Origin of the sequence: Shewanella sp. KX20019, assembly GCF_016757755.1 — a bacterium.
Lineage (GTDB): Bacteria > Pseudomonadota > Gammaproteobacteria > Enterobacterales > Shewanellaceae > Shewanella.
In genome coordinates, this window is sequence record NZ_CP068437.1 from 2,671,903 (window position 1) to 2,693,092 (window position 21,190).

Below are 21,190 nucleotides of genomic sequence, written 5' to 3' on the forward strand. Positions count from 1 at the left end.
AATAAAAAAGCTAAGTCAGATAATGGCTTAGCTTTTTTACAATACTTTAGTTTAATACTACATAGCCCCGATTTATCATGCAGTTTTTTACTACATTTTGTTTATCTTGTTCGAAGTTATCAGCATCACGACGCTTATTTCGGCTATTTGATAAAATACCAACACCGAGGCCAATTGCAGCTCCTTCTTTGGCACCATCGGTACCAGAGCCTCCGGCTATTGCTTTACCAGCGGATCCTATTGCAGCTCCTTTGGCAGCAGTCCCGACCGCACTACGGCTTGAGTCCTTTTTTTTAACTTGAGTTGATATTTCAGTACATTGATGCAGATCGTAAATATAATCTTTTTCATCTACACCGGTTTTATCTACAATAATGTTTGCCGTCGCATTGCATGAAACAAAAAGTAGAATAAACATTAATACTCTTTTACTCATAAGACGCCCCTTACATAGTTCCAATAAGTTTAGTGATAGATACCCTATTTAGATACGATGTGTGTGTATACTCGTAAAATTACTAGTCCTTTAAATTATGGCGCATTGGCGCTACTTAGGTTCAGAAAATTGAAAAATAATCAGCACGAGTTTAATCAAGTACTCTCGGATATAGTCAAAACAACTCGCTATGTTAAAACTGAGGTAATTCAATCACTCTGGTCTGGTTATGGTGAAATAGCCCGCTTCGAAACAAATGTACCGCAATACCTAAGTTCTCAAAGTAATAGAAAGGACAAGACATTTGTTGTTAAACACATTAATCCGCCGGCAATTCAACAGCACCCAAGAGGATGGAGTGGTGATATATCACATCAACGAAAGTTAACCTCTTATGATGTTGAAGCTGAGTTTTATCAACACTGGGCCAATAACATAAAACCCTTTTGCGCATTACCACTATTTATTGGCCAAGCCAGTTTAAGTCACTCTTGTCTATCATCGAAAATGATCGTCATGTCCGATTTAGATAGCGAAGGTTTTCCAGTAAGATTTACAACCATCTCTGCAGAAAATTCAAAGGTGTGTTTGCGTTGGCTTGCACGCTTTCATGCGCTAAATATGCAACATCAGCCTGCAGATAATTGGCCTCAAAACCTTTGGCCGTTGGGTACCTATTGGCACCTTGCTACCAGAAAAAAAGAGTTTAATGCTATGGAGGAAGGAGTGTTAAAAAATGCGGCAGTTAAGCTTGATAAGAGCTTAAATAGTTGCAGATATAAAACCTTAGTACATGGCGATGCCAAGATTGCAAACTTTTGTTTTTCTGATGATTTTTCCCAAGTTGCGGCTGTTGATTTTCAATATGTTGGTGGTGGTTGCGGTGTAAAAGATCTCGTGTATTTTCTCGGTAGTTGCTTAGATGAAATCACTCTTGAGCTAAATTTTAGTCAACTAGTAGACTTCTACTTTACTGAACTCCACACTGCACTTAAGTCATTTAAAAGTTCATGTGATAGCCAAGAAATTGAAAAAGAGTGGCGTCCACTGGTAAACATTGCCTGGGCTGATTTTGAACGTTTTCTTGCCGGTTGGGCACCGACCCATGCTAAGCGAACATGTTTTACCCATAAGATAACCGTTGCTGCTATTGCGACTTTATGAATTCACTTGTTTGCTCTTCCTTATCAACATGTTTAGGCTATCGTAATAGCCAATTGCCTTTGTTAATAAAGTAAAGGCAGCTTTCCAGCGACGTTAATCATCACCTTGCTCAGCTTCGCTGAGTAAATAATCAAGCGCTTGATCAAAGCTATCGAGTTGCTTCAACGACATAAATGCTTTTAACCTATGTATTAGATCATTGCTAACTTCGATGTGGGATTTTTTTTTCCGTTTTTTAATTTGCGATAGCTCTTTACGTACCATACGCCAACCATAGTCACTAAAGTAACAATTTAAGGCGCGGTTAACCTCCAGCAAATCTGCACGAATATTTTTATCATCTCTTCTGTTTTTGGTAACCACTGATAGTTTTTCAGTTAACGCCGAGAATTGAGATTGAAACTCTTGTTCGGTTTCAAAATGCACAAACCATTCTTTACGTTGTGCGACCTCGGCCTTAGGGATCAATCTAAAAATTAATGGCAACGCAGTTACAAGGTCGGTTTCTTCAAGCAGTCGTAACTTCCTGCCTTTTACTGGTTTAACATCATGATATTGCCACTCTTGCTTGGTATCAGTCATCACTTCAACGCACCATTCTTTAAGTATGGTTACACCACTTTTATATATAATAAACCATAATATTGATGATTAACAGTTATGTTTTACTACAGCGTGAGGCTTAGGAATAAAAATGGTAGCACCACGCTTAGAGTGGTGCATTTAGCTTGAGAGCTTAACATTTACCAGTCTCTGTATAGTTTTCCATCAAAGTGTACGTAGGTTAATCTCTACCAGTGATAATGACGATTATCACTGGTAGGAATGAAGCAAAATAGCTAAAATGTTGCCTTAAGAAACGATTACAGAATTGAATATTTACAGTAATAAACGAGGAATTATCATCAGATGAGTGGAAACCGTATAAGTCCAATTCTTAATGATACAGTAGCTAAAAACGGTTTTTACCAAGAGAATGAGCTGCCACTTTCTATCCTCAATGACTTTGAAAGTGCAGCTAAAGAAACCCGTTATGAAATTTCGGACAATACCAGGCGGGTATACCGATCCAGTTTTGGTATCTTTAGTGCCTATTGTGGATCTCATGGATTGAGCTCATTACCAGCAGATCCTAGAAGTGTGATATCTTTTATCGGTCATCAAAAAGATATCTATCAAGAGAGCAATGGCCACCAGCTTTCAACACAAACGATTAATAGCCGATTGGCTGCAATACGCTTTTTCCATATTCAAGCTGGATCGCCCTCACCTACTGAGCACCCGTTAGTGATTAGAGTCATGCGCGGTCTTATGCGTAATCAAAATAGAATAGTCTCAGATTATGACCAGCAACCCATTATGTACGATGAGCTCGAATTACTATTGCAAGCCATTGATGAACGAAAGCAAAATCTCACTCGAAAACGCGACAAAGCGATTATTCAACTGGGTTTTCAAGGAGGATTTCGACGATCGGAACTCGCTAATATCAAAGTAAACCACTTAAGTTTTTTGCGCGACAAACTTAAAGTCAGACTGCCCTACTCTAAAAGTAATCAGCAGGGACAAAGAGAATGGAAAGTATTGCCTAAAGAGGAACCCTTCTCTGCATTTGATGCCATTAAAGAGTGGTTGTTCGCAGCTGATATTAAAGAGGGACACTTATTTAGATCATTAACCCGTGATGGTCATCAAATAAGAGATTATCAAGTTACTGATGCTAATCTGGGAAAAGGTTTCTTACGGGGGGATGATATTTATCAGTTGATAAAACGCTACTGCAATAAGGCAGGATTAGATCCGCAGTACTACGGTGCCCACAGTTTACGCAGTGGATGTGTAACGCAACTACATGAAAATAAAAAAGATCATTTATACATAATGGGCCGAACGGGACATACTGATCCCCGCTCACTAAACCACTATTTAAAACCAAATGAATAGAGGTTATCCATTTTTCTATTTAAAGAATAGAATGCTGTTGGAAATAAATAGAGAATCAAAAAAAGGGCATCTAATTAGATGCCCTTCTTATAAATAACTAATGCTAGAATTTACTAAATATCGACAAAATGCGTTATTTATAAATCACAGTTGTTGTTTCAAAAGGTAAATTTTCTAAAACTACCTTCTCTTTTGCGTAATCGATAAAAGATAACGCATCGGTATTACAAATATCAACGCCATTATCATCGCAACTTGGCATAGCATCAGTATAAACCACGCTATAGGTTTTTTCGCTAGCATTATACGTTAAGTGATCAACTTCATAGGCTTTATAACCATTGCTAGTTTTAACAAGATCAATGCGATCGGTTGCTAGTAGTTGCGCATCACCAAGTGCATTCCAGCCATCGTTACCGCTGGCATTATAGTTATTAACGATGACAACATAATCTTCATCGCCGTTGATAACAGCCCAAATAGGTTCAGCTTCAGTACCAGTATTAACATCTAACGCGGTTATAGTGCCACTGCTATTTTTAACATCTTCAGTAAATGTATAACGCATGCCACCGACATAAGGGAACTTACCAGCATGACTTCCCTGAGGTAGAGTTTCATTAATGGTTGTTGTTAGAAGGTCTTTAAGCGTTGCGCCATTAATCGTTAGGACTGATAGATAGTTAGCAAATGGCAATAACTCTAAACTAGCATTACCTTCTCTGAAATCACCAGATGCAATATCGGTGCGAACACCACCAGCACCTACAAGACCGATTTGAACTTTCTTACCAGTAACAGATTTTACACTTGCTTGATTCGCCCAGTAGATCATACCTTGGGCTATCAGCGGCGCGACATCTGAACCATGCATATCTGTTCCAGCATCACCGGGGCGACGTTCATGATTGATCTCTTTGGGCGCATTAGCAACGACCTCACCATAAGCTGCATCGAGGGCAGGCATATAGGTGGCGTCGATATGTACGCGCATTTCGTCATTTTCATCAACATCGTCGATCAGAACACTAGCATCGATGAAGGACTCTACTTTTTCGTGCTCGCTGCCGGTGATTAGATCTGCGGCTTCACGTTTTCCATCACTGTAAAAAATTTCATTAGTCAGCAGGGTATTTTGACCGGCGCATGATACTAAGCCACCATCATTGTTAAATTGGACTTCAACTTTACCGATAGCTTGTGCATATTGCCCCGCTTGCACGATACAGGTTTGTCCAATCTTATCATTTTGCTCTACAAGTTGAGCATAAGTGCCGTTATCTCCATGGCCTAGATCTGTGAAATCCCCCAACAGAGTATGCGAATGGCCACCCACAATGACATCAATTCCATGAGTACCTGCTGCTAATGCGATATCACGCGCGTTACCAATGTGCGAAAGCACGACGATTTTATTGACGCCTTGAGCTTTTAAGCTATCAACGGTTATTTGGGTTAAAAATATCTCACTTTCAAATTTAACATCGCCAGTACCAGTTGCTATCGTCGGCATATCTTCTAACACGACACCAATAACAGCGACGATTTTCTCATTCTCATTGCCATCAGAGACTTCGTTTATTTTGCGCTTCGATGCACCATCAAATGCAAAAAGTTGATAAGGTTTTAGATTAGTTGAACCACTAAGGGAAGCGTCTAAGCCTGTGTCTATATTGTTTGCGAGTAGCGGAAAGTTTACGCTATCTATAAAACTCGCCAGCTTTGCCGTATCTAAATCGAACTCATGGTTACCCAGTGCCATGGCATCGAGCCCCATCAGTGATAATAGATCTGCGTTTGCAGCACCTTCATTTAACTTGAAGTAAGCTGTCCCCTGCCATGCATCACCGCCATGTAAAAAAAGTAGTGGTTGATTGGCATCAGTCGCCTGTTCTTTTATATCATTAGCTGCTTCAAGTATTCTTGGGTAACCGCCAAATTCATTGAAAACTAACTCTCCGTCTTCGCCCATAGTAAAGCTAGACTTTACCGGATCGAAGTTTGAGTGGGTGTCATTAACATGAGCAATGGTTAAGTTAAAACCATCACTGCTCTCTTTCTTATCATCATCATTTGAACAAGCAGATAGCGCAGCCATCAACGCTATCGCTAATACAGTCTTTTGTAGTTTCATGTTTTATTTCTTCTTTATAAAGGACCCAGCGACAAAATAACAGAAGATATTGAAATAAACCATCTAGGTTAAGAGCTTGTAAAACATACAAATACAACAAGATATACACAAATGTTTTGAAAATATCCAAGTCCTAATGTAGCAAATTCGTACAGAGTAATTACTTCCTCTGCAACAAGGTTGAGTTGACGGATATTGATTATTAAAGTCGATTAAGATATTGGAGGCTAATTCACCTCCACATCATAGATTGCAACGATGTTGCACAACTCGCTCCATCTGGTTGTGTATTTGTTGTGTCAAAAATGTGAAAATATTTTATTTTGACTGAACAACTTAAATTCGGACAAAAAAAAGCCAGTACAGTGACTGGCTTTATACTCATAAACTCGGGTTAGTAGCGGTTTAGATAACTCACTACACTGAGCTGCTCTCGCTTTTTCAAACTAACACAGTTGCGTACACTCTCCCCCAGTTTGGCTAAAGTACGTGCGTACTCTGGGGTTTGCTCTAATTTAGGGGTGAAAAACTGCTCTGTCGTTTCGAGTGCCGCCATATCACAACCGCTGCCGGTGTAATATGGAATACTAGCGACAGCAAATGGAGGAAGTTTCTCTTTTATCTTATCGTAATTTGCATAAACCCAATCTCTGAACCTTTGCTCGCGTTCATCAGTATAAGTTTGACCAGACAAGACATACCTCAAATCAGGGGCATTGATCTTATCAGTTAACGTATAGGCTAGCACCTCTGCTTGTAATTTGTCAGTGGGGGCGTAACCGAGAGCATACATTAAACGAGTCCGTTTTTTAGGATCTTTAGTTGTTTCGAACTCACTCTTAACTTGCGATAACAACTTAGCATCACCGTAATAAACGGCAATAGTAAGGTAGTTACCAATCAGATAAGGATCAACTTCATTATTACCTAAAATATAAGATTTAGCTTCTTTAGTTGCAGTCGCAATAATTGCTTTATCCTTGGCTTCAAAAGCCAATAAGTTAATCAAGGTTGGACGTAACTTACTAATCGCAGCGCTTTCATCTGGCTTTGCTGTAACACCATACTTGTGTATCGCACTGCTTGCACGCTTGGCAATAAACTTAGCCCATTGCTGTTGATTGCTCTCATCAATGAAGGTACGTTTTTGTGACTGCAAATAACCGAGTGCTGTAGAGACTATCTCTGGATGTTGATCATCAATAAACTCACCCAAAATATTGAGCAATTCGCCACCAGACACAAAACCTGCATCCAGCAACGCGTCAGCTGATGAGATCAGTGCTTTACGCTCCCGCGCAGATAAATGAACTTTAGCATTTTGCAACAATGCCGCCATCTCTGTCTCATCGAGTAACCAACGGTAATAGCCCATGGCGTCAGAATCTGGATAGACCCATTCTGGTGCATATTGAAGTTCTACTGTTTGCGTATCATGACTTAACAAAACAGTTTGCTGCGAAACCTGCTGGCCTTTGCCATATTTTATCGAGACAGGCACTGTCCAAGATTGCTTGTCGGCTTTTGTCCCTGCCGTCACAAATCGGCTTTGCTTAAGTGTTAACTTCTTGCCCGCTAACGTTACTTTAATCAGTGGATAAGAAGACTGTTCAATGAAGGTACTCAGAACAGCGCCCACATCCTTGCCAGAGGCCTTAGAAAGTGCGCCCCATAAATCATCCGCTTGGGTGTTTTTAAACGCATTGTCCTTAATATATTGGCGAATTCCGGCCTTAAATTCATCTTCACCGATGTAGTTCTCAACCATATCTAGAACAGCTTCACCTTTACTATAGGCTAAACCTAAACCGTCCATGATATCAGCTTCTGTCTTAATCGGTTTACGAATAGGTTTGGTCGAAACTCTGGCGTCCATCGCCATCACATAATTTTTTGAAAGAGACAGATCTGATTCAAATTCAGGATGCAGTTTATGGGTTACTTTTGATGCCATCCAGCTCGCAAATGCTTCATTTAACCAGAGATCATTCCACCACTGCATAGTCACTAAATTACCGTACCATTGGTGGGCTAACTCATGTGCAATGATAGATACGGCTTGCTCTTTACTATTCTGGCTCGCTGTTTTCTCATCGATTAAAAGAATATCTTCTCTATAAGTCACTAAGCCGGCATTCTCCATTGCCCCAAAAGGGAATTCAGGCACGGCAATGGTATCCAATTTTTCGTAAGGATAGTCAACACCAAAATAGCCTTCTAATGCCGATAGCACTTCAGGCATCGTCTTAGCAGCGTATTGCGCTAGTTCAATTTTCCCTTTGGTGGTAATGACTCGTCCCGGAACTTTCATCCCTTTCACTTCTATCTCTTCAAATTGTCCAACTGCGAACGCAACCAAATATGATGGCAGTGGCTTGGTTTGTTTGAAAATATGGGTAGTCGTTCCGTTTTCGTTGCTAACTGATAGTTCCGGCGTATTACTGTAAACCTTTTCAGTACTTGGGGCAGTAATGGTCACTTGATATGGGATCTTATATTCAGGCTCGTCAAAACTAGGGAAAGCACGTCGTGCATCACTCATTTCAAATTGAGTAAATAGATAAGGTTGACCAGCATCAATGGTTTTATACAAACCGACAGACTGTCTATTATAGGGCGCAGAAAAGTCCATCGATAAGGTGTATTTACCAGGGGCTATGGTGTGCTCACAATCAAACAACACTACACCGGTTGTTTGCATTGTCGCTTTCATCTGGCAATCTTTAGCACCGTCCAACACTATATTGCTAGTCGTATATTCCAAACCATTGAGCTGTAACTGTTTGGTAGACTCTGTCACCACAAGATTTATTGAAGTGCTGCCTGAAAAGGTGTCTTTTGCAGGGTCTAAATTCAGCTTTACGCTTTGTGTTATAGGCTTGGCAACTTTACTCAAAACATACTCATTGGCGACTACATTAAAACTAGTTGCACATGTAAGCGTGACTATAGAAGCCGTAACTAATCGATACATATGATTTCCTGTTATCTACTATTCCAATTTAAACGGATCAAGACTGGGTTTTATCTACAGTCCTTTGCCACTATAAGATAACAAAACATTAACAGTTGAGGGAGGAGAAACAATGCAGAAAAGCCATCTTGTTGTAACAATTCATTACCTTGCTGACTTTATTAGGGGCACCGCAATGAGCATAAAAGTACACATGTAGCGTAAAGCCATCAGTGCCAGTTAAAAGCCGACGGCGATATTGTTAAAAAGGACATGGACTGAAGCCGATAATTCGAGTTCCAGTAACTGGATGATCAAACTCTAAACGTGTGGCATGCAGCATTAATCGGGGAGCCATCTGCTGTGAATGACGTGAACCGTAAAGATCACAGCCGATAATGGGATGACCTATCTGCTGGCTATGGATCCGCAATTGATGAGTACGACCAGTCTGTGGTGTTAACTCAACTCTAGTAACCGCATGGATTCGTCTACTCAGTACTTGTATATCATCGACATTGCCGCTATCAGTGCCAGCATAATTTTCTCGAGATAAGACTCGATATGTTGAAACGGCAGGCTTACCCTCGGCTTCACAAATTTTCATCAGCGGAAAGTTGGGCTTATCCTTCGCTATGGGCAACGATATTTCACCAGAGTCATTTGGTAACTCTCCTAGGAGTAAGGCGGTATATCTTTTAAGTACACTTCGCTCACTAAATTGTTTACTGATGATGGCGTTAATCAGTTTGCTTTTCGCCACCACCATAATCCCTGATGTGCCGAGATCCAGTCGATGTACTAGAGAGCAACCTGGGAACTCTTTGACTAGACGGTAATGCACCGAGTCCCAATTTGCTGGGTGCTTGCCCGACAAAGATAAAAGCCCTGAGGGTTTATTGATGAGTAATATATCTTCATCCTGATAGAGAATTGAAATATCTTCAAAACATCGAGGTGCGATAAAGTCATCTGCCGCTTGTGCCATATCATATTCTTAAAGTGTCAAAGAGGTGCATGATACAGCAGTTTGTCGAACTCAACGAGCGTGTAATGATAAAAGCAATCTTATAAATTATCTCAATACCTGCAGACCTTGCGTTTATCCATCTTGATTTAATCAGTCACCTATTTAGGCACAATATTGAATAAATTGTCAGTTTGTAAAGTATAACCCCGAGAAATTTTTAACCTTAGCGCATAACAAGTCAACAATGTGCATGCGTCATGTTGTTCTATGGATGAGCTGATTATGGAGGGAGGTACGATTTGGTAAACAGTAGAGAGAAACGAGCTGAGCACACATCCTTATGCACTCTATTGTCGACGCTAAAACAGGTTTAAAAATCGATTCTAAAACCAACACTCACAATGGTATCGTCAAAATCGCTATATTGCTTAACATCGAACTGACCTAATTCTGTATGCACTCGGGTCGCTTTCGACAAGCGATATTCTGCACCTATGGCCCATTGAGATACTTCTGGTACATCGGTTGCTGATGTACCTAACGCGTCATAGACTCTACCCGCTATTTTACCAGTGCCAGAATCATCGGTACCGTATTGCGCCTTAAGTGTCAGCTTATCAATTTTATACTTGGCGCTAACTATAAATCCATCACCATCGCGCTGCTGCCAATTATCTTTGTTTGGATTAACAAGCTCAGAACTTTGATAGATAGAACCTAGTATCAAATTGTCATACTTGTATTGAACAACAGCGCGGAAGCCTTTGATATCTTCCACGCCATCGGTATAGGCGCCCGCCAAATATAGGTTGCCGCTTCTAAAATTTTTGTCACCAAAGGTTAGTGCTAATTGGTAGTTGCCATTTTCTCGGCGAACATCATCTTCAGCATAATAATTGTCTTCCATTATATAGCTGGCACCAAGCTGCAATTTATTCCATTTTACCGTTTTATATTCTAAAGAGTCACCCCAGCGCTTGTCGCCTGGAAATAGGCGATCATGCTTTAATGAATACATATCCATTGCGTCAGCTGAGCCTTTTGCCATTTTGAAAACAGGATCCATTCTCCCAGCTGCAAACTGCCCCATTGTAGCGTGCTTAATCCCTAAAAATGTCGGTCGAGCCGAAAATGGATTGTTTTGCTTACCTTCCGATGCCCCATTCACACCCACTTCAATTTGGTAGAATACGGTCAGATCATCATTTAGCGCCGCATCACCTTTTATACCTAAGCGACTCCAGTTATTTTCTAAAATCGTACCGCTTTTGCCACTGTGTGTCGCACTACCACTATCAGAATTTGTAATCGAATAATCAATACGGCCGTAGAACTTGTAAGCATCAGCCATAACGCTTGGTGAAGCTAAAACGGCAACAGCGAGTAATGTCAGTTTTACTGTTTTCATCATTATTTTCTCTATTAATATTTAAATTTGTTTTAGAAGTAGACGACACCCCAGCTCTGAGGCTGGTTGCGGAGTCGACGCCCACTGTCGGATTAATTTTTATTGTGTTGTTTGATAACACCGTCTTGACGCATCTCTCTATACAAGATTTCTGCTTGATGCAGATAGATATCCCAAGAATCAGAACGCTTGGTAAAGCCAGTTGCTGCGTAGCTTCCTGTATCGCCGGTTGCCGGTAGATTGTCGATTAAGAACAAGGAGCCACCTTGCTGAAGGTGAATATTTAATGCATCAATCATGACGTTAAAGCCAATACGTGCGGGTTCTACATAATTGATAGATTCATATTTTGACTGACGGTAGAACTTCTTTAATGATGCATCTTTAATCTGCACCTTCTCATCAGCAAAAACTTCGTCGTAATGTGCTTTAGTTATTTGTTTGCTGTCGGTATTGACCACAAGGCGTAACATGGCAGTGACACCGGTCCATTGACCTTTGGCATTAAGCAGCTTTTCTGCGTATTGATAGAACTGCTCGTTGGTACCGTCACCATTAATCTGGGCATGAATTTTGGCCGTAAGCGGCACCATCGACTGCTGAATGCTGTTAGATGCACCGGCTACCACATCGATACCGGCATACTTTAGGCGGTTTGGTTCTTTCAATTTATTGCGTAAGCTAGGATCGAAATCAGGGTTATGCTCGAAAGTTAACTTATCCTGTTCTACCATGAGCTTTTCCATGGTCAAAGCTGACTGAACCCAAGCAGTGCCTTTCTTCTTGCCCATTGAAAAGTTGTATTCAGACATACGCTTAGGTACATCCTGATATAGACGAGTGTAATAATTTGGACGACCGCTTTCGTTAAACTCAGCAAAAATAACATCATCTGCATTATCTCTATCGGTGACTATGGTTACGCTACCCATATGACCTTGACGAAAACGCGCTTCTTGAAAGTAGTAATCCCCTTTTAATAAACCTAATTGAGGTTGAATAGACCATTTAAGTTTAAAGTTTTCATCTGCTGAATCCTCTTTTGAGCCAACCGTGACATACTCAGGTTGACTACCATCGATTCGAGGAAGAGTATTAATTGCTCTTAATATACCGTTAGAGGAGTATGTAGCGCCTGATACTGCATCTATCCCTTCATGACCGTTATTGGCGACAACCTTCGGCAGCAAACGTTCTGCATTTAGGTAGAGAGATTCAGTTTCTTTCTGAGACTTTGTTTTAATATCAACGATATGCCCGTTCTCAACTGCTACGGTTAAGGTAATTAGACTCTTCTTACCTTTTGCAGATACATCGTGGATACCGTCAACATATTTGCCCTGTTCTACGGTGCTAGAGCACGCCGCGAGTGTCATGGTGGCGCATAATACGGCACTGCATACGAGTGTTCTATTGAATAGGTTTAAGCTTTTCATTCTTTCAGCCTTCAAGTGTTATTTCATTGAGGCCAGAATATAAGTTTTAAAATCCTATACAATTGCGGAAAACCGCAATACTGTACGTCTACTTTAATTTATTTGATCTAGTTAACAAATATAAACCCAACGTTTTATATTTATATTAACCTCATGGTACATATTATCTAAACCCACCTAATGTAGACTATATTTTGAAAAGAACGTCAGCTCTATTGTTTCTATTAATCTATACTGGTTCTAGCGATGCAAATACAAATACGCAGCAACCAGTCGCGCCAGATTTTAAAATCATAAAGGTAGATACCCAAGGTAAACCTTATCAGTGCAAAGACAACTCGATAATTACCCATAATGACATCGCAACTAATTTGACCACTCTCAAGTATTTCGGGACTTCAATTAGCATTGATATTTATGATAAAGATAATAGGAAAATAGATGATGCTCTTTGCAGTGCACTTAATGTGATTCAGGAATACCATTATTTAGCCTCTAACTATAGTACCTACCCTCATGTGACCAATATAAAAAGCATCAACAACGAGCCAGATAAAAAGCATAGGATAGACCCAAAGCTGACTCAGATCATTCAAGCGAGTATCGACTGGCATGACAAAAGCAATGGATACTTTAATATCGCACTCTCACCCATAATCGATATTTGGCGAAACTATCGCAGCCAATGTAAGGGTGAACGTAAACAACAAGACCGCTGTGATATTCCAACAGAAGTCGAATTGAACAAGGCTAATCTACTGACTAATATTGAGGATATCTTACTGGATACAGTGAACAATACTATCCAGATGAAACAGGGAATGAGTATTGACCTTGGCGGAATCGCAAAAGGTTGGATGGCAGAGATGGTCTATCGGCAGTTAAAGTCTGATGGTTTTGAAAACTTTATGATTAATGCGGGAGGAAACATCAGACATTACGGAACCCATCCACAAGGGCGACTATTTACCACTGCAGTGGAAAATCCGATATGTAAAAAGTACAGTAATTCTCTTGCACAGTGCCAGAGTTTTGAAGGTCAGTATCATGAAGTTATTAGCGGTAAAGATATTGCCATTGTTTCAAGCGGTAATTATTTAAGGTATTACCGAGTGAAGGGTAAGGAGTATCACCACCTTATTAATCCAAAGACATTACGGCCCAAAGACACTGGAGTATCAACAACATTAGTCATGAATAACAATCAACTATATGCTGACATTATATCTACAACACTTTTTTTGATGCCATTGGACGAAGCACTAATTTATGCTAATAAAAATAAAGATATTGCTGCTGTATGGTTCTTAAATAACAACGGAGATAAAGTGGAAACAAATAATTTCAAACTATACCGTAACTCCTTTGCTACGTATTAATGTGTCGTTGCAATAACTTTCAACAAGTAAGCATGACCTATGCAAGATCATTATATATTTTGAGTTCGCTCAACCATCATAAGTTTAAATATTTACTTGTTATATAGTGGTTTGCCGCAAGATAATTAAAATTGTGATTAACTTCTACTAGCCGCAGCGTTTATCGCTACATTTTACTATAATAACGGCATAATACTCAGGTAATTCTTTGTTGAGCTAAATGATGCTAACCAGACTTTTCTTAATCTTTCTTTTTACTAGTATCGTCATTTCATTCGGTAGTTACGCTAGTAGCCCTGATCCTGTACGTGTTGGGGTATTGGCATACGCCCACCCTGACAACGTGGCGGAGCGTTGGCAACCAACCATCAATAGATTAGCGCAAGACCTAAGTAGACCTTTTACATTGGTAGCCTTAACGCCGGATCAACTAGATAATTATGTCGCTCAAGGTAGGTTAGATTTCCTAATCACCAATGCATTGACGGGAGTTAGCTACAAAAAAGATTATGGAACGAGTAGTATACTGACACTCGTACCTTTGGGTAATAATGATCCAACAAGGTCCGTCGGTTCAGCACTCATTACGCGGTCCGGCAAAGCTGTAATCGACTTTGATGATTTAGAAGATCTAACGGCAGTTTCTACCGATAAACAAGCATTTGGCGGCTTTCTCATTTTTGCTGGTGAGATGGCACACAATGGCTTAAATCCTTTCAATCATTTTAAACAGCTGAAATTCGTCGGTTTTCCGCAAAAAAAATTACTGCAACTGGTCGTGAATGGCGAAGCCGATATCGCTATTTTACCAACCTGTGTATTTGAAAATGCTATTCGTGCAGCTAATATAGATCCAAGCAGCTTACATGTTGTCCTTACTAAAAATAATCCCGGTTTTCACTGCCAAAGTTCGAGCCAACTGTATCCCTACTATTCATTCTCTAAGTTAGGGAAAACAGACTACCACCTAGCAACTAAGGTTATTCAATCACTATTATCCATACAATCTACAGACCAAGCAGCGACTCAGGGACGTTATAACTCCTGGTCTGCAACGGTCAATGATAGTGAGGTTTTTAAACTCCTAAAACAGTTACAGCAGTGGCCTTTCGTGACAAATTGGACATCCATTTTTAAAACAGCGCTACCTTGGGTGATAGTTGCAGCTATAATGCTTCTACTCGGTTATATCCATCATTTACGGGTAAAACGGCTAGTGGTTTTGCGCACTAGGGATCTAAAAGCTGAGACTCAACTGCACACTCAAACTCAGCAAGCCTTATTGGAGCAAACAAAACAATTTTACAAAGCTCAGCGTGTATTATTAACCGGAGAGATGGCATCGGGGATCGCCCATGAGCTGAATCAGCCATTAGCGGGGATCCGTTACCTAACTCAAGGGTGTATTTATCGTTTATCTGAAGAGCAGTCGGATCTAAAAGACGCTATGTCAAAAGCGATACTGCAGGTCGATCGAGCGCAATCAACAATTAAGCGATTTCGACATTTTTGTCAGCAGCCTAGTGTTATGAGCCACTGCAGCCTAAACCAGATCTTAGAGGATACATTGTGCTTAATGGGCGCTGAGTTTGCGCGCATGCAGATGACGCCCATTTTTAACTCCGAGGAAGTTTACATAACTGCTGACCCGAGCCTTTTACAACAAGTTTTTGTTAATATTATCCGCAATGCTCTCGATGCTACCGACGCTGTCAACTCCCCAAAACTGACGATATCACTGACGAAACAAGACCAGTATGCACAAATTTGCTTTATCGATAATGGTACAGGTCTTAGTGATAGCGCTTTGGAGCGTTTGTTCTTTCCATTTGAAACATCTAAAGAAAATGGTTTAGGACTTGGCATGATCATCTGTAAACGCATCATTGAGGAGCATAATGGTGAGATCAAGGCACACAATAATAGAGATGAGAACCCAAGTAATGGTACATCTGGTTTAACCATATCAATACGTTTACCCGCAAAGGGATCGATAAATGAATAATTTGTATCTCGTAGATGATGATCAGGCTGTATTGGACTCTTTAAGCTGGATGCTAAAAGGGTTAGGTTATCAACCTAAAGGTTTTTTGTCGGCAGATTGCTTCCTTAAATCCATCGATATTCAACAGCCAGCTATTGCAATATTAGATGTACAAATGCCGGGAATGGATGGCAGTGCTCTATTGAATCACATGACGGAAGCCGAAAGTCCGATCACGGTTATCATGTTAAGCGGGCATGGTAATATCGCCATGGCAGTGCAAGCGATTCAAAAAGGTGCTATTGATTTTCTTGAGAAACCCGTTGATGGAGACAAGCTGGCGTCGCTACTCGAACAAGCGAGCATCCAAACGGAGCACAATATGCGTAGTAAGCTTGCACGGCAAGAGTTAGTCAATAAACTCGCAACGCTTACGGCCAGAGAGCTGGAAGTGATGAATAGGGTGTTAGAGGGAAAACTCAATAAAGTGATTGCCGCTGAGCTCAACATTGCCCAAAGAACATTAGAGCTACATAGACAAAAAGTGATGCAAAAAATGCAAGTTAGCAATATCGCAGAACTGGCATTCTTAATGGGTAAAAGTATCGCGTAACCAGCATTGCAACGACGCATAGTTAGCTTCGAGGTATTATCTTAGCACACAAGGGCTGCTATGCTATGCGGCTACCTGGGCTGCGCTTAGACTTTGCCCAGCGAGCACAAAACTCCCAGCCTTTATCTTGGCAGACAAGTCCAGCACTGTAACGACTCTTAGCTAAAGTCACTGAACTTTCTGCCGGCAAAGTGTTTAAGCTGCAAAAGTGTATTGTTATCGCATACACACATATTGGATAGAACAGCCTCGTCACTAATTTGCTTAAACTCATTCTGTACCCTCGTGGCTATGCTATGAATCACTAAGCTTAACCCAAATAAACCCAGATTCAACATATCCCTACAAATAACATCCTGTTTAGTTGAGGATATCTTAACTTAGAAGTGCGCTGTAGTTGGCGATAAGATCATCGAGTTGACCAAGTTCGTTAGGGTTGTTACGACTACGACCGTGAAGTGATGATTCAACAAAAAGTGCAAACCAAGCTTCTAATACTTGACCATTTACTGATTCTCCTGCGGCTGACAACGCCAGCGCAGCAACTTCAGCAGTCCCCAATTGAAACTCTCGTGCGCCTTTTCTTAATGCATAAGATGCAGTTGATTCTGGAGAGAATGAAAATAAAGGCAAGCTATGTAAATACTCGCTTTTACGAAACATTTTTATCGCTTCGCGCCAACTTCCATCAAGCAAGATGAATAAGGGTTTTTTCCCCTGTGGCAGTTTAGATTGATCAACCCGACTCACCACTGCTTGACCATCAACGGCATACTCAGCAGGAAAGACAACATAGGGCTGGTATTGCGGGTCGTTTATTATAGAGAGCATTTTTCGGTTCGGTTCATTACGCGACCAAATATAGGCATGGGTATCTGGAATAATATCGGCAATTAAACGGCCACTATTACTCGGTTTTAGGACTTCATCATCGTACATTATCAGCATGAAGGCGAGTTCACTGCGTACTTGGTTGCGATAACGGCATGTACAAAACTGCTCCGCCAACAAGCAGGACTGACAACGAATAACGTTTTTTCCACGGGCGGTAAAGGGTCTAGAAGAGATCGCCTTGCGGTAGTCGTACAAACGGTGAACTGCATGCTTGGGCAAATTCATATGAGTAAAAACCTATACATTTATAATTAAGCTTCATAAATAAAAAAGCCTACTCATTAGTAGGCTTTTAATTGTTACCATTGGATACGTTTACAGTATACGTCTTAGCAGAAAATCTGCCTTTAAGCGCTTAATACGCTTCATTATCTTCCGTACTGGAGCCGGATAATTATGCAGCGTTTCAATTTGAGAGTAATGGTACAGTCTTTCAGTGTGTTCAAGAATATGTGTTTGCTCTTCCTCGAACTGCTGTTTCCAGCACTCATTGTCATCTTGGATCAACAAGCCATTCTCTAAATCCAATGCCCAGGCTCTTGGGTTTAAATTACTGCCCGTAATGAGATGGCGCTTTCCATCGGCACTTATGCCCTTCAAATGGTAGCTATTGCGGCCGTCTTTCCACAAATGAATGTTTAGTTGTCCATTTTCTATGGCCCACTGCTGGCGCTTAGCAAATTTTCTTAGCGACTGCTCGTACATATAAGGCAATGCACCAATGGTTGAAAACTCTTCTTCTGGCGGAATATAGAAATCATTAGAGGTTTTATCACCGACAACTATATCTATACGCTTGCCATTTCGTAAGTGCTTAGCGAGTGCTCTGACTAAGATATACGGTGGATTAAAGTAAGGAGTACAGATGAAGAGTGCTTCTTCTGATTCATCTACCATTGCCACTATCACTTTATTCAGCTGATTCTTTTTGCGACCAAGCCCGACGATAGGCGTAACGCGGTTACCAATCTTTGTAGAGGTAAATTTATAGTCTGCTTTAGACAAGCGATGCTTTAAACTGCTTACTTCTGCTTTAGATGGCAGACGCTCCTGCTCTTTTGGCTGCGTTAATGAGCTGACAGCGACATCGTTAACTAAATAGGTCTGGATCATCTCCCGCATACTGCGAGCAAGTTCAGCGGATTCAAGAATATGGTAACGATCGAAGCGATATTTTTCCGCTTCATGGAGGTAAATATTGTTTAGACTCGCGCCGCTAAATATAACGGCATCGTCGACAATAAACCCTTTCAAATGCAATACACCCATAAACTCACGAGACTTAACTGGAACCCCAAGAATATCAATTGGATGTTCGGCAGCTTCATTTACCTTACGGTACATGAAGTAGTTGCCACTATCGCCTTTATGACCAATAAGTCCACGTCTCGCGCGGTGAAAATCAACCAGCACTTTAATATCGAGTTCAGGGTTACATTGTTTCGCAGCCATCAAAGCAGCCAGTACTTCCCTACCCGCTTCATCATCTTCAAGATAGAGTGCGGCGATATAAACGGAATGTGTTGCGTTTTCGATACGCTTTAGCAGTTCTGTTTTTAGCGCTTTAGGGGTTAGTAACCATTGCAGCGACTCAGGTTGTAGCGATATACCACCTAACTTACTCAGCAAGGCTCTCTCCTTAATAATGCTTACCATCTTTATAATATGTGCTTGGCACTAATTCGCGGAACATAACAATGGTATGTTCAATCTCCGGATAAGCATCATATAACGCTTCACGGATGGCCTTTTCTGCACGATGGTGTGTTTCGGGATCTTTGGCAAACCATAATACCTCGACTTGAGCAACGTCATTGACGTTACTACCTCGCCTAAATGTCTTACTACTTACGCAGTCGAAAACAAAAGCCTCTGCATTTGCCTGACAAATATCTGCGAGAGTATCGACAAGTTCAATGCTCAACTCAGCGACAACGCGCTCCGGTATTCCATATAGTTTGATATGCGGCATCAAGATCCTCCTGGATAAGGCCATAGAAATTACCGATTTAACACGCTTTCGGCAAGTCATTTCTACTGTTTAGCGCTGTTGTGTGCATAAAACAGTACGAAGTATCACTATTTGGCAAATAATTAGACAAAGGTTGTCTACATATCAATGTTGTCACTGCGCTTTTATTCATCGAATAATCGGTATTTTACACAATGTTCACAGCTTAGTCCGACGCTGTTTGCTATCATGAACAGTCATTTTTATACCGGTTGAGACCAAAATGAACTTTAAATCATTATTGACCTTGTTAGGGGTACTGTTAGGCGCATGGGCTATCTTCCACTTTAAATCCCAATTGGGATTGCTTATGTTGCCGCTATTTTTTGGATTGGTGTTGTTTGTCACACTCAAGTTGTATCGTTTAATGGAAAAAGATGACAGTGACAAACCTGAGTAATTCGCTTTGTTTCTCATAAAGGACAGTACATTGACACTTCGGCATATCGTTTCTACAGCATTGTTTATTACACTTCCCTACACAGGGGTTACCGCAGAACAGAGCCTTACTATCCCTTCAAGCACCGCGCTGACAACGTTAAAAGTTGTCTCGACGAATACTGATGTTGTAACTCATAGCCAAAATGCCGATAAATTATTCATCCCCGCAAGTACCATGAAATTACTTACAGCTGTTTCGGCAACAGCGGTTCTTGGTAAGAACTTTCGTTATCAAACTAATGTTTATGCAGACAACAGCATCCATCAGGGGCAAATTAGAGGCAACATCTATATCACCTTTAGCGGTGATCCCACTCTAACAACCCGCAATATTCAGACGTTATTGCATCAACTTAAAGATCAAGGCCTAGATCATATCACTGGCAACGTTTACTTGGTGGGTGAACAACACGAGAATTACCATGCTCCGGGCCGCGTATGGGACGATTTAGGGATCTGTTACGCCGCCCCCGTTTCAAGTTATGTGCTGAATAAAAACTGTATTGAAGCTCGGTTTCAGCCCAAACTAGCAGATGATGCAGGTGTTGTTGAGTTATTAGGTAATGAGCCTGTTATCATTGAAAGCCAAGCCATATTTGATAAAATCGGTAAGCGTGCTATTTGTGACTTAACGCTCGCTAGAACCGAGAAAAATAGTTATCTCTTAAAGGGGTGCTACCCAGGTAATAAAGCACTGAAGCTTGCAGTTGCGATCACAGAACCTGGCCTTTATGCAAAAGATAAACTGACTCAACTCATTAAGTACAATGACATTAGTATTAACGGCAGTATTTCCTTAGTCCAGCAACATCCAGGTAATGCTCTGTTAATCGCTCAGCATCAATCAGAACCCTTAACGACTCTAATCGCTACCATGTTGTTAAAGTCTGATAATTTAATCGCAGATAGCCTGCTCAAGCGCATGGGGCAACATCTATTTGGCTCCTCTGGAACTTTTGCCAATGGTAGTGCTGCAATGGCCCAGATTTTAAGCCAGCAAGGTGTCGATCTAAGCTCTGCCAATATTGTTGATGGTTCAGGATTATCTCGATATAACTTGCTTAGTGCTAACCAGTTAGTCCAAGTTTTACAGTTAATAGAGCGGGAACCGCACTATAGATACATCATTGATGTACTTCCAATAGCCGGTAAAACAGGTACGCTTAAATATCGACATGGCTACACACATGAGCCACTTAAAGATCAGGTAGTTGCTAAAACAGGATCAATGCTCGGCGTGGCTAATATTGCTGGCTTTATAAAACAAGAAGATGGGTTACAGTCTATTGTTGTTATTTTGCAAAATGGGGTCAGCCCTAAAGCCGATGATATAAATATACAGCCCTATGATGTGGCCATTTTAAAACAGCTTCTCAATAACGTTGAGCAAGAGTAGATAAAAAGATAAAAGGCGGATTAAGTT

The 21,190-nt window shown here is 40.8% G+C and carries 18 protein-coding genes; 7 read left to right on the top strand and 11 right to left on the bottom strand.

Going from position 1 to position 21,190, the window contains the following annotated elements; genetic code table 11:
- Positions 1-46 precede the first annotated feature (46 nt).
- Positions 47-436, bottom strand: a complete 390-nt coding sequence (locus tag JK628_RS11710) for a glycine zipper family protein (protein WP_202284700.1) — start codon at positions 434-436, stop codon at positions 47-49.
- 129 nt (positions 437-565) lie between these two features.
- Here JK628_RS11710 and JK628_RS11715 point away from each other — a divergent pair, with 129 nt between their 5' ends.
- Positions 566-1,600 (top strand): ecdysteroid 22-kinase family protein, encoded by a 1,035-nt coding sequence (locus JK628_RS11715; RefSeq protein ID WP_237524000.1) that lies wholly within the window; start codon positions 566-568, stop codon positions 1,598-1,600.
- A gap of 93 nt (positions 1,601-1,693) precedes the next feature.
- Here JK628_RS11715 and JK628_RS11720 read toward each other — a convergent pair whose 3' ends face one another.
- A complete protein-coding gene (locus JK628_RS11720) occupies positions 1,694-2,182 on the bottom strand; it encodes a hypothetical protein (RefSeq protein ID WP_202289797.1) in 489 nt (162 codons plus the stop codon).
- A gap of 327 nt (positions 2,183-2,509) precedes the next feature.
- On the opposite strand from JK628_RS11720, the gene JK628_RS11725 reads away from it, so the two are divergent.
- Positions 2,510-3,544, top strand: coding sequence for a tyrosine-type recombinase/integrase (locus JK628_RS11725; protein ID WP_202284702.1), 1,035 nt, complete (start codon positions 2,510-2,512; stop codon positions 3,542-3,544).
- 133 nt (positions 3,545-3,677) lie between these two features.
- On the opposite strand, the gene JK628_RS11730 is transcribed toward JK628_RS11725, so the two are convergent.
- The 5 genes from JK628_RS11730 to JK628_RS11750 form a co-directional block, all read right to left on the bottom strand.
- Entirely contained in the window at positions 3,678-5,678 is a 2,001-nt protein-coding gene (locus tag JK628_RS11730; RefSeq protein WP_202284703.1) for a bifunctional metallophosphatase/5'-nucleotidase, read from the bottom strand.
- A gap of 394 nt (positions 5,679-6,072) precedes the next feature.
- Positions 6,073-8,652 carry a M1 family metallopeptidase gene (locus tag JK628_RS11735; RefSeq protein ID WP_202284704.1) on the bottom strand — a complete coding sequence of 860 codons (2,580 nt, stop codon included), beginning with the start codon at positions 8,650-8,652 and terminating at the stop codon, positions 6,073-6,075.
- Between the two features lie 241 nt (positions 8,653-8,893).
- On the bottom strand, positions 8,894-9,619 hold the full coding sequence (locus JK628_RS11740) for an RluA family pseudouridine synthase (protein ID WP_202284705.1): 726 nt from the start codon (positions 9,617-9,619) through the stop codon (positions 8,894-8,896).
- 352 nt (positions 9,620-9,971) lie between these two features.
- Positions 9,972-11,012, bottom strand: coding sequence for a porin (locus JK628_RS11745; protein WP_202284706.1), 1,041 nt, complete (start codon positions 11,010-11,012; stop codon positions 9,972-9,974).
- Positions 11,013-11,101: 89 nt separating this feature from the next.
- On the bottom strand, positions 11,102-12,445 hold the full coding sequence (locus tag JK628_RS11750; RefSeq protein WP_202284707.1) for an FMN-binding protein: 1,344 nt from the start codon (positions 12,443-12,445) through the stop codon (positions 11,102-11,104).
- 194 nt (positions 12,446-12,639) lie between these two features.
- Here JK628_RS11750 and JK628_RS11755 point away from each other — a divergent pair, with 194 nt between their 5' ends.
- The 3 genes from JK628_RS11755 (at position 12,640) to JK628_RS11765 (ending at position 16,421) form a co-directional block, all read left to right on the top strand.
- Entirely contained in the window at positions 12,640-13,824 is a 1,185-nt protein-coding gene (locus tag JK628_RS11755) for an FAD:protein FMN transferase (RefSeq protein ID WP_237524001.1), read from the top strand.
- 220 nt (positions 13,825-14,044) lie between these two features.
- Positions 14,045-15,829, top strand: a complete 1,785-nt coding sequence (locus JK628_RS11760; protein ID WP_202284708.1) for a sensor histidine kinase — start codon at positions 14,045-14,047, stop codon at positions 15,827-15,829.
- Positions 15,822-16,421 carry a response regulator transcription factor gene (locus tag JK628_RS11765; protein WP_202284709.1) on the top strand — a complete coding sequence of 200 codons (600 nt, stop codon included), beginning with the start codon at positions 15,822-15,824 and terminating at the stop codon, positions 16,419-16,421. The genes JK628_RS11760 and JK628_RS11765 overlap by 8 nt, the downstream gene beginning before the upstream one ends.
- Positions 16,422-16,479: 58 nt before the next feature.
- On the opposite strand, the gene JK628_RS11770 is transcribed toward JK628_RS11765, so the two are convergent.
- From JK628_RS11770 to JK628_RS11785, 4 genes are all read right to left on the bottom strand, one after another.
- Positions 16,480-16,695, bottom strand: a complete 216-nt coding sequence (locus tag JK628_RS11770; protein ID WP_202284710.1) for a hypothetical protein — start codon at positions 16,693-16,695, stop codon at positions 16,480-16,482.
- A 101-nt stretch (positions 16,696-16,796) separates the two neighbouring features.
- Positions 16,797-17,540 carry a tRNA-uridine aminocarboxypropyltransferase gene (locus tag JK628_RS11775; RefSeq protein ID WP_202284712.1) on the bottom strand — a complete coding sequence of 248 codons (744 nt, stop codon included), beginning with the start codon at positions 17,538-17,540 and terminating at the stop codon, positions 16,797-16,799.
- A 90-nt stretch (positions 17,541-17,630) separates the two neighbouring features.
- Positions 17,631-18,944 (bottom strand): CDP-diacylglycerol--serine O-phosphatidyltransferase, encoded by a 1,314-nt coding sequence (pssA, locus tag JK628_RS11780; RefSeq protein WP_237524002.1) that lies wholly within the window; start codon positions 18,942-18,944, stop codon positions 17,631-17,633.
- A gap of 10 nt (positions 18,945-18,954) precedes the next feature.
- Positions 18,955-19,287 carry a DUF1904 family protein gene (locus tag JK628_RS11785; protein WP_202284716.1) on the bottom strand — a complete coding sequence of 111 codons (333 nt, stop codon included), beginning with the start codon at positions 19,285-19,287 and terminating at the stop codon, positions 18,955-18,957.
- 262 nt (positions 19,288-19,549) lie between these two features.
- On the opposite strand from JK628_RS11785, the gene JK628_RS11790 reads away from it, so the two are divergent.
- Together JK628_RS11790 and dacB are read left to right on the top strand one after the other, a co-directional pair.
- Entirely contained in the window at positions 19,550-19,726 is a 177-nt protein-coding gene (locus JK628_RS11790; protein ID WP_202284718.1) for a hypothetical protein, read from the top strand.
- A 30-nt stretch (positions 19,727-19,756) separates the two neighbouring features.
- Positions 19,757-21,163 (top strand): D-alanyl-D-alanine carboxypeptidase/D-alanyl-D-alanine endopeptidase, encoded by a 1,407-nt coding sequence (dacB, locus tag JK628_RS11795; RefSeq protein WP_202284720.1) that lies wholly within the window; start codon positions 19,757-19,759, stop codon positions 21,161-21,163.
- The last annotated feature ends 27 nt before the right edge of the window (positions 21,164-21,190 follow it).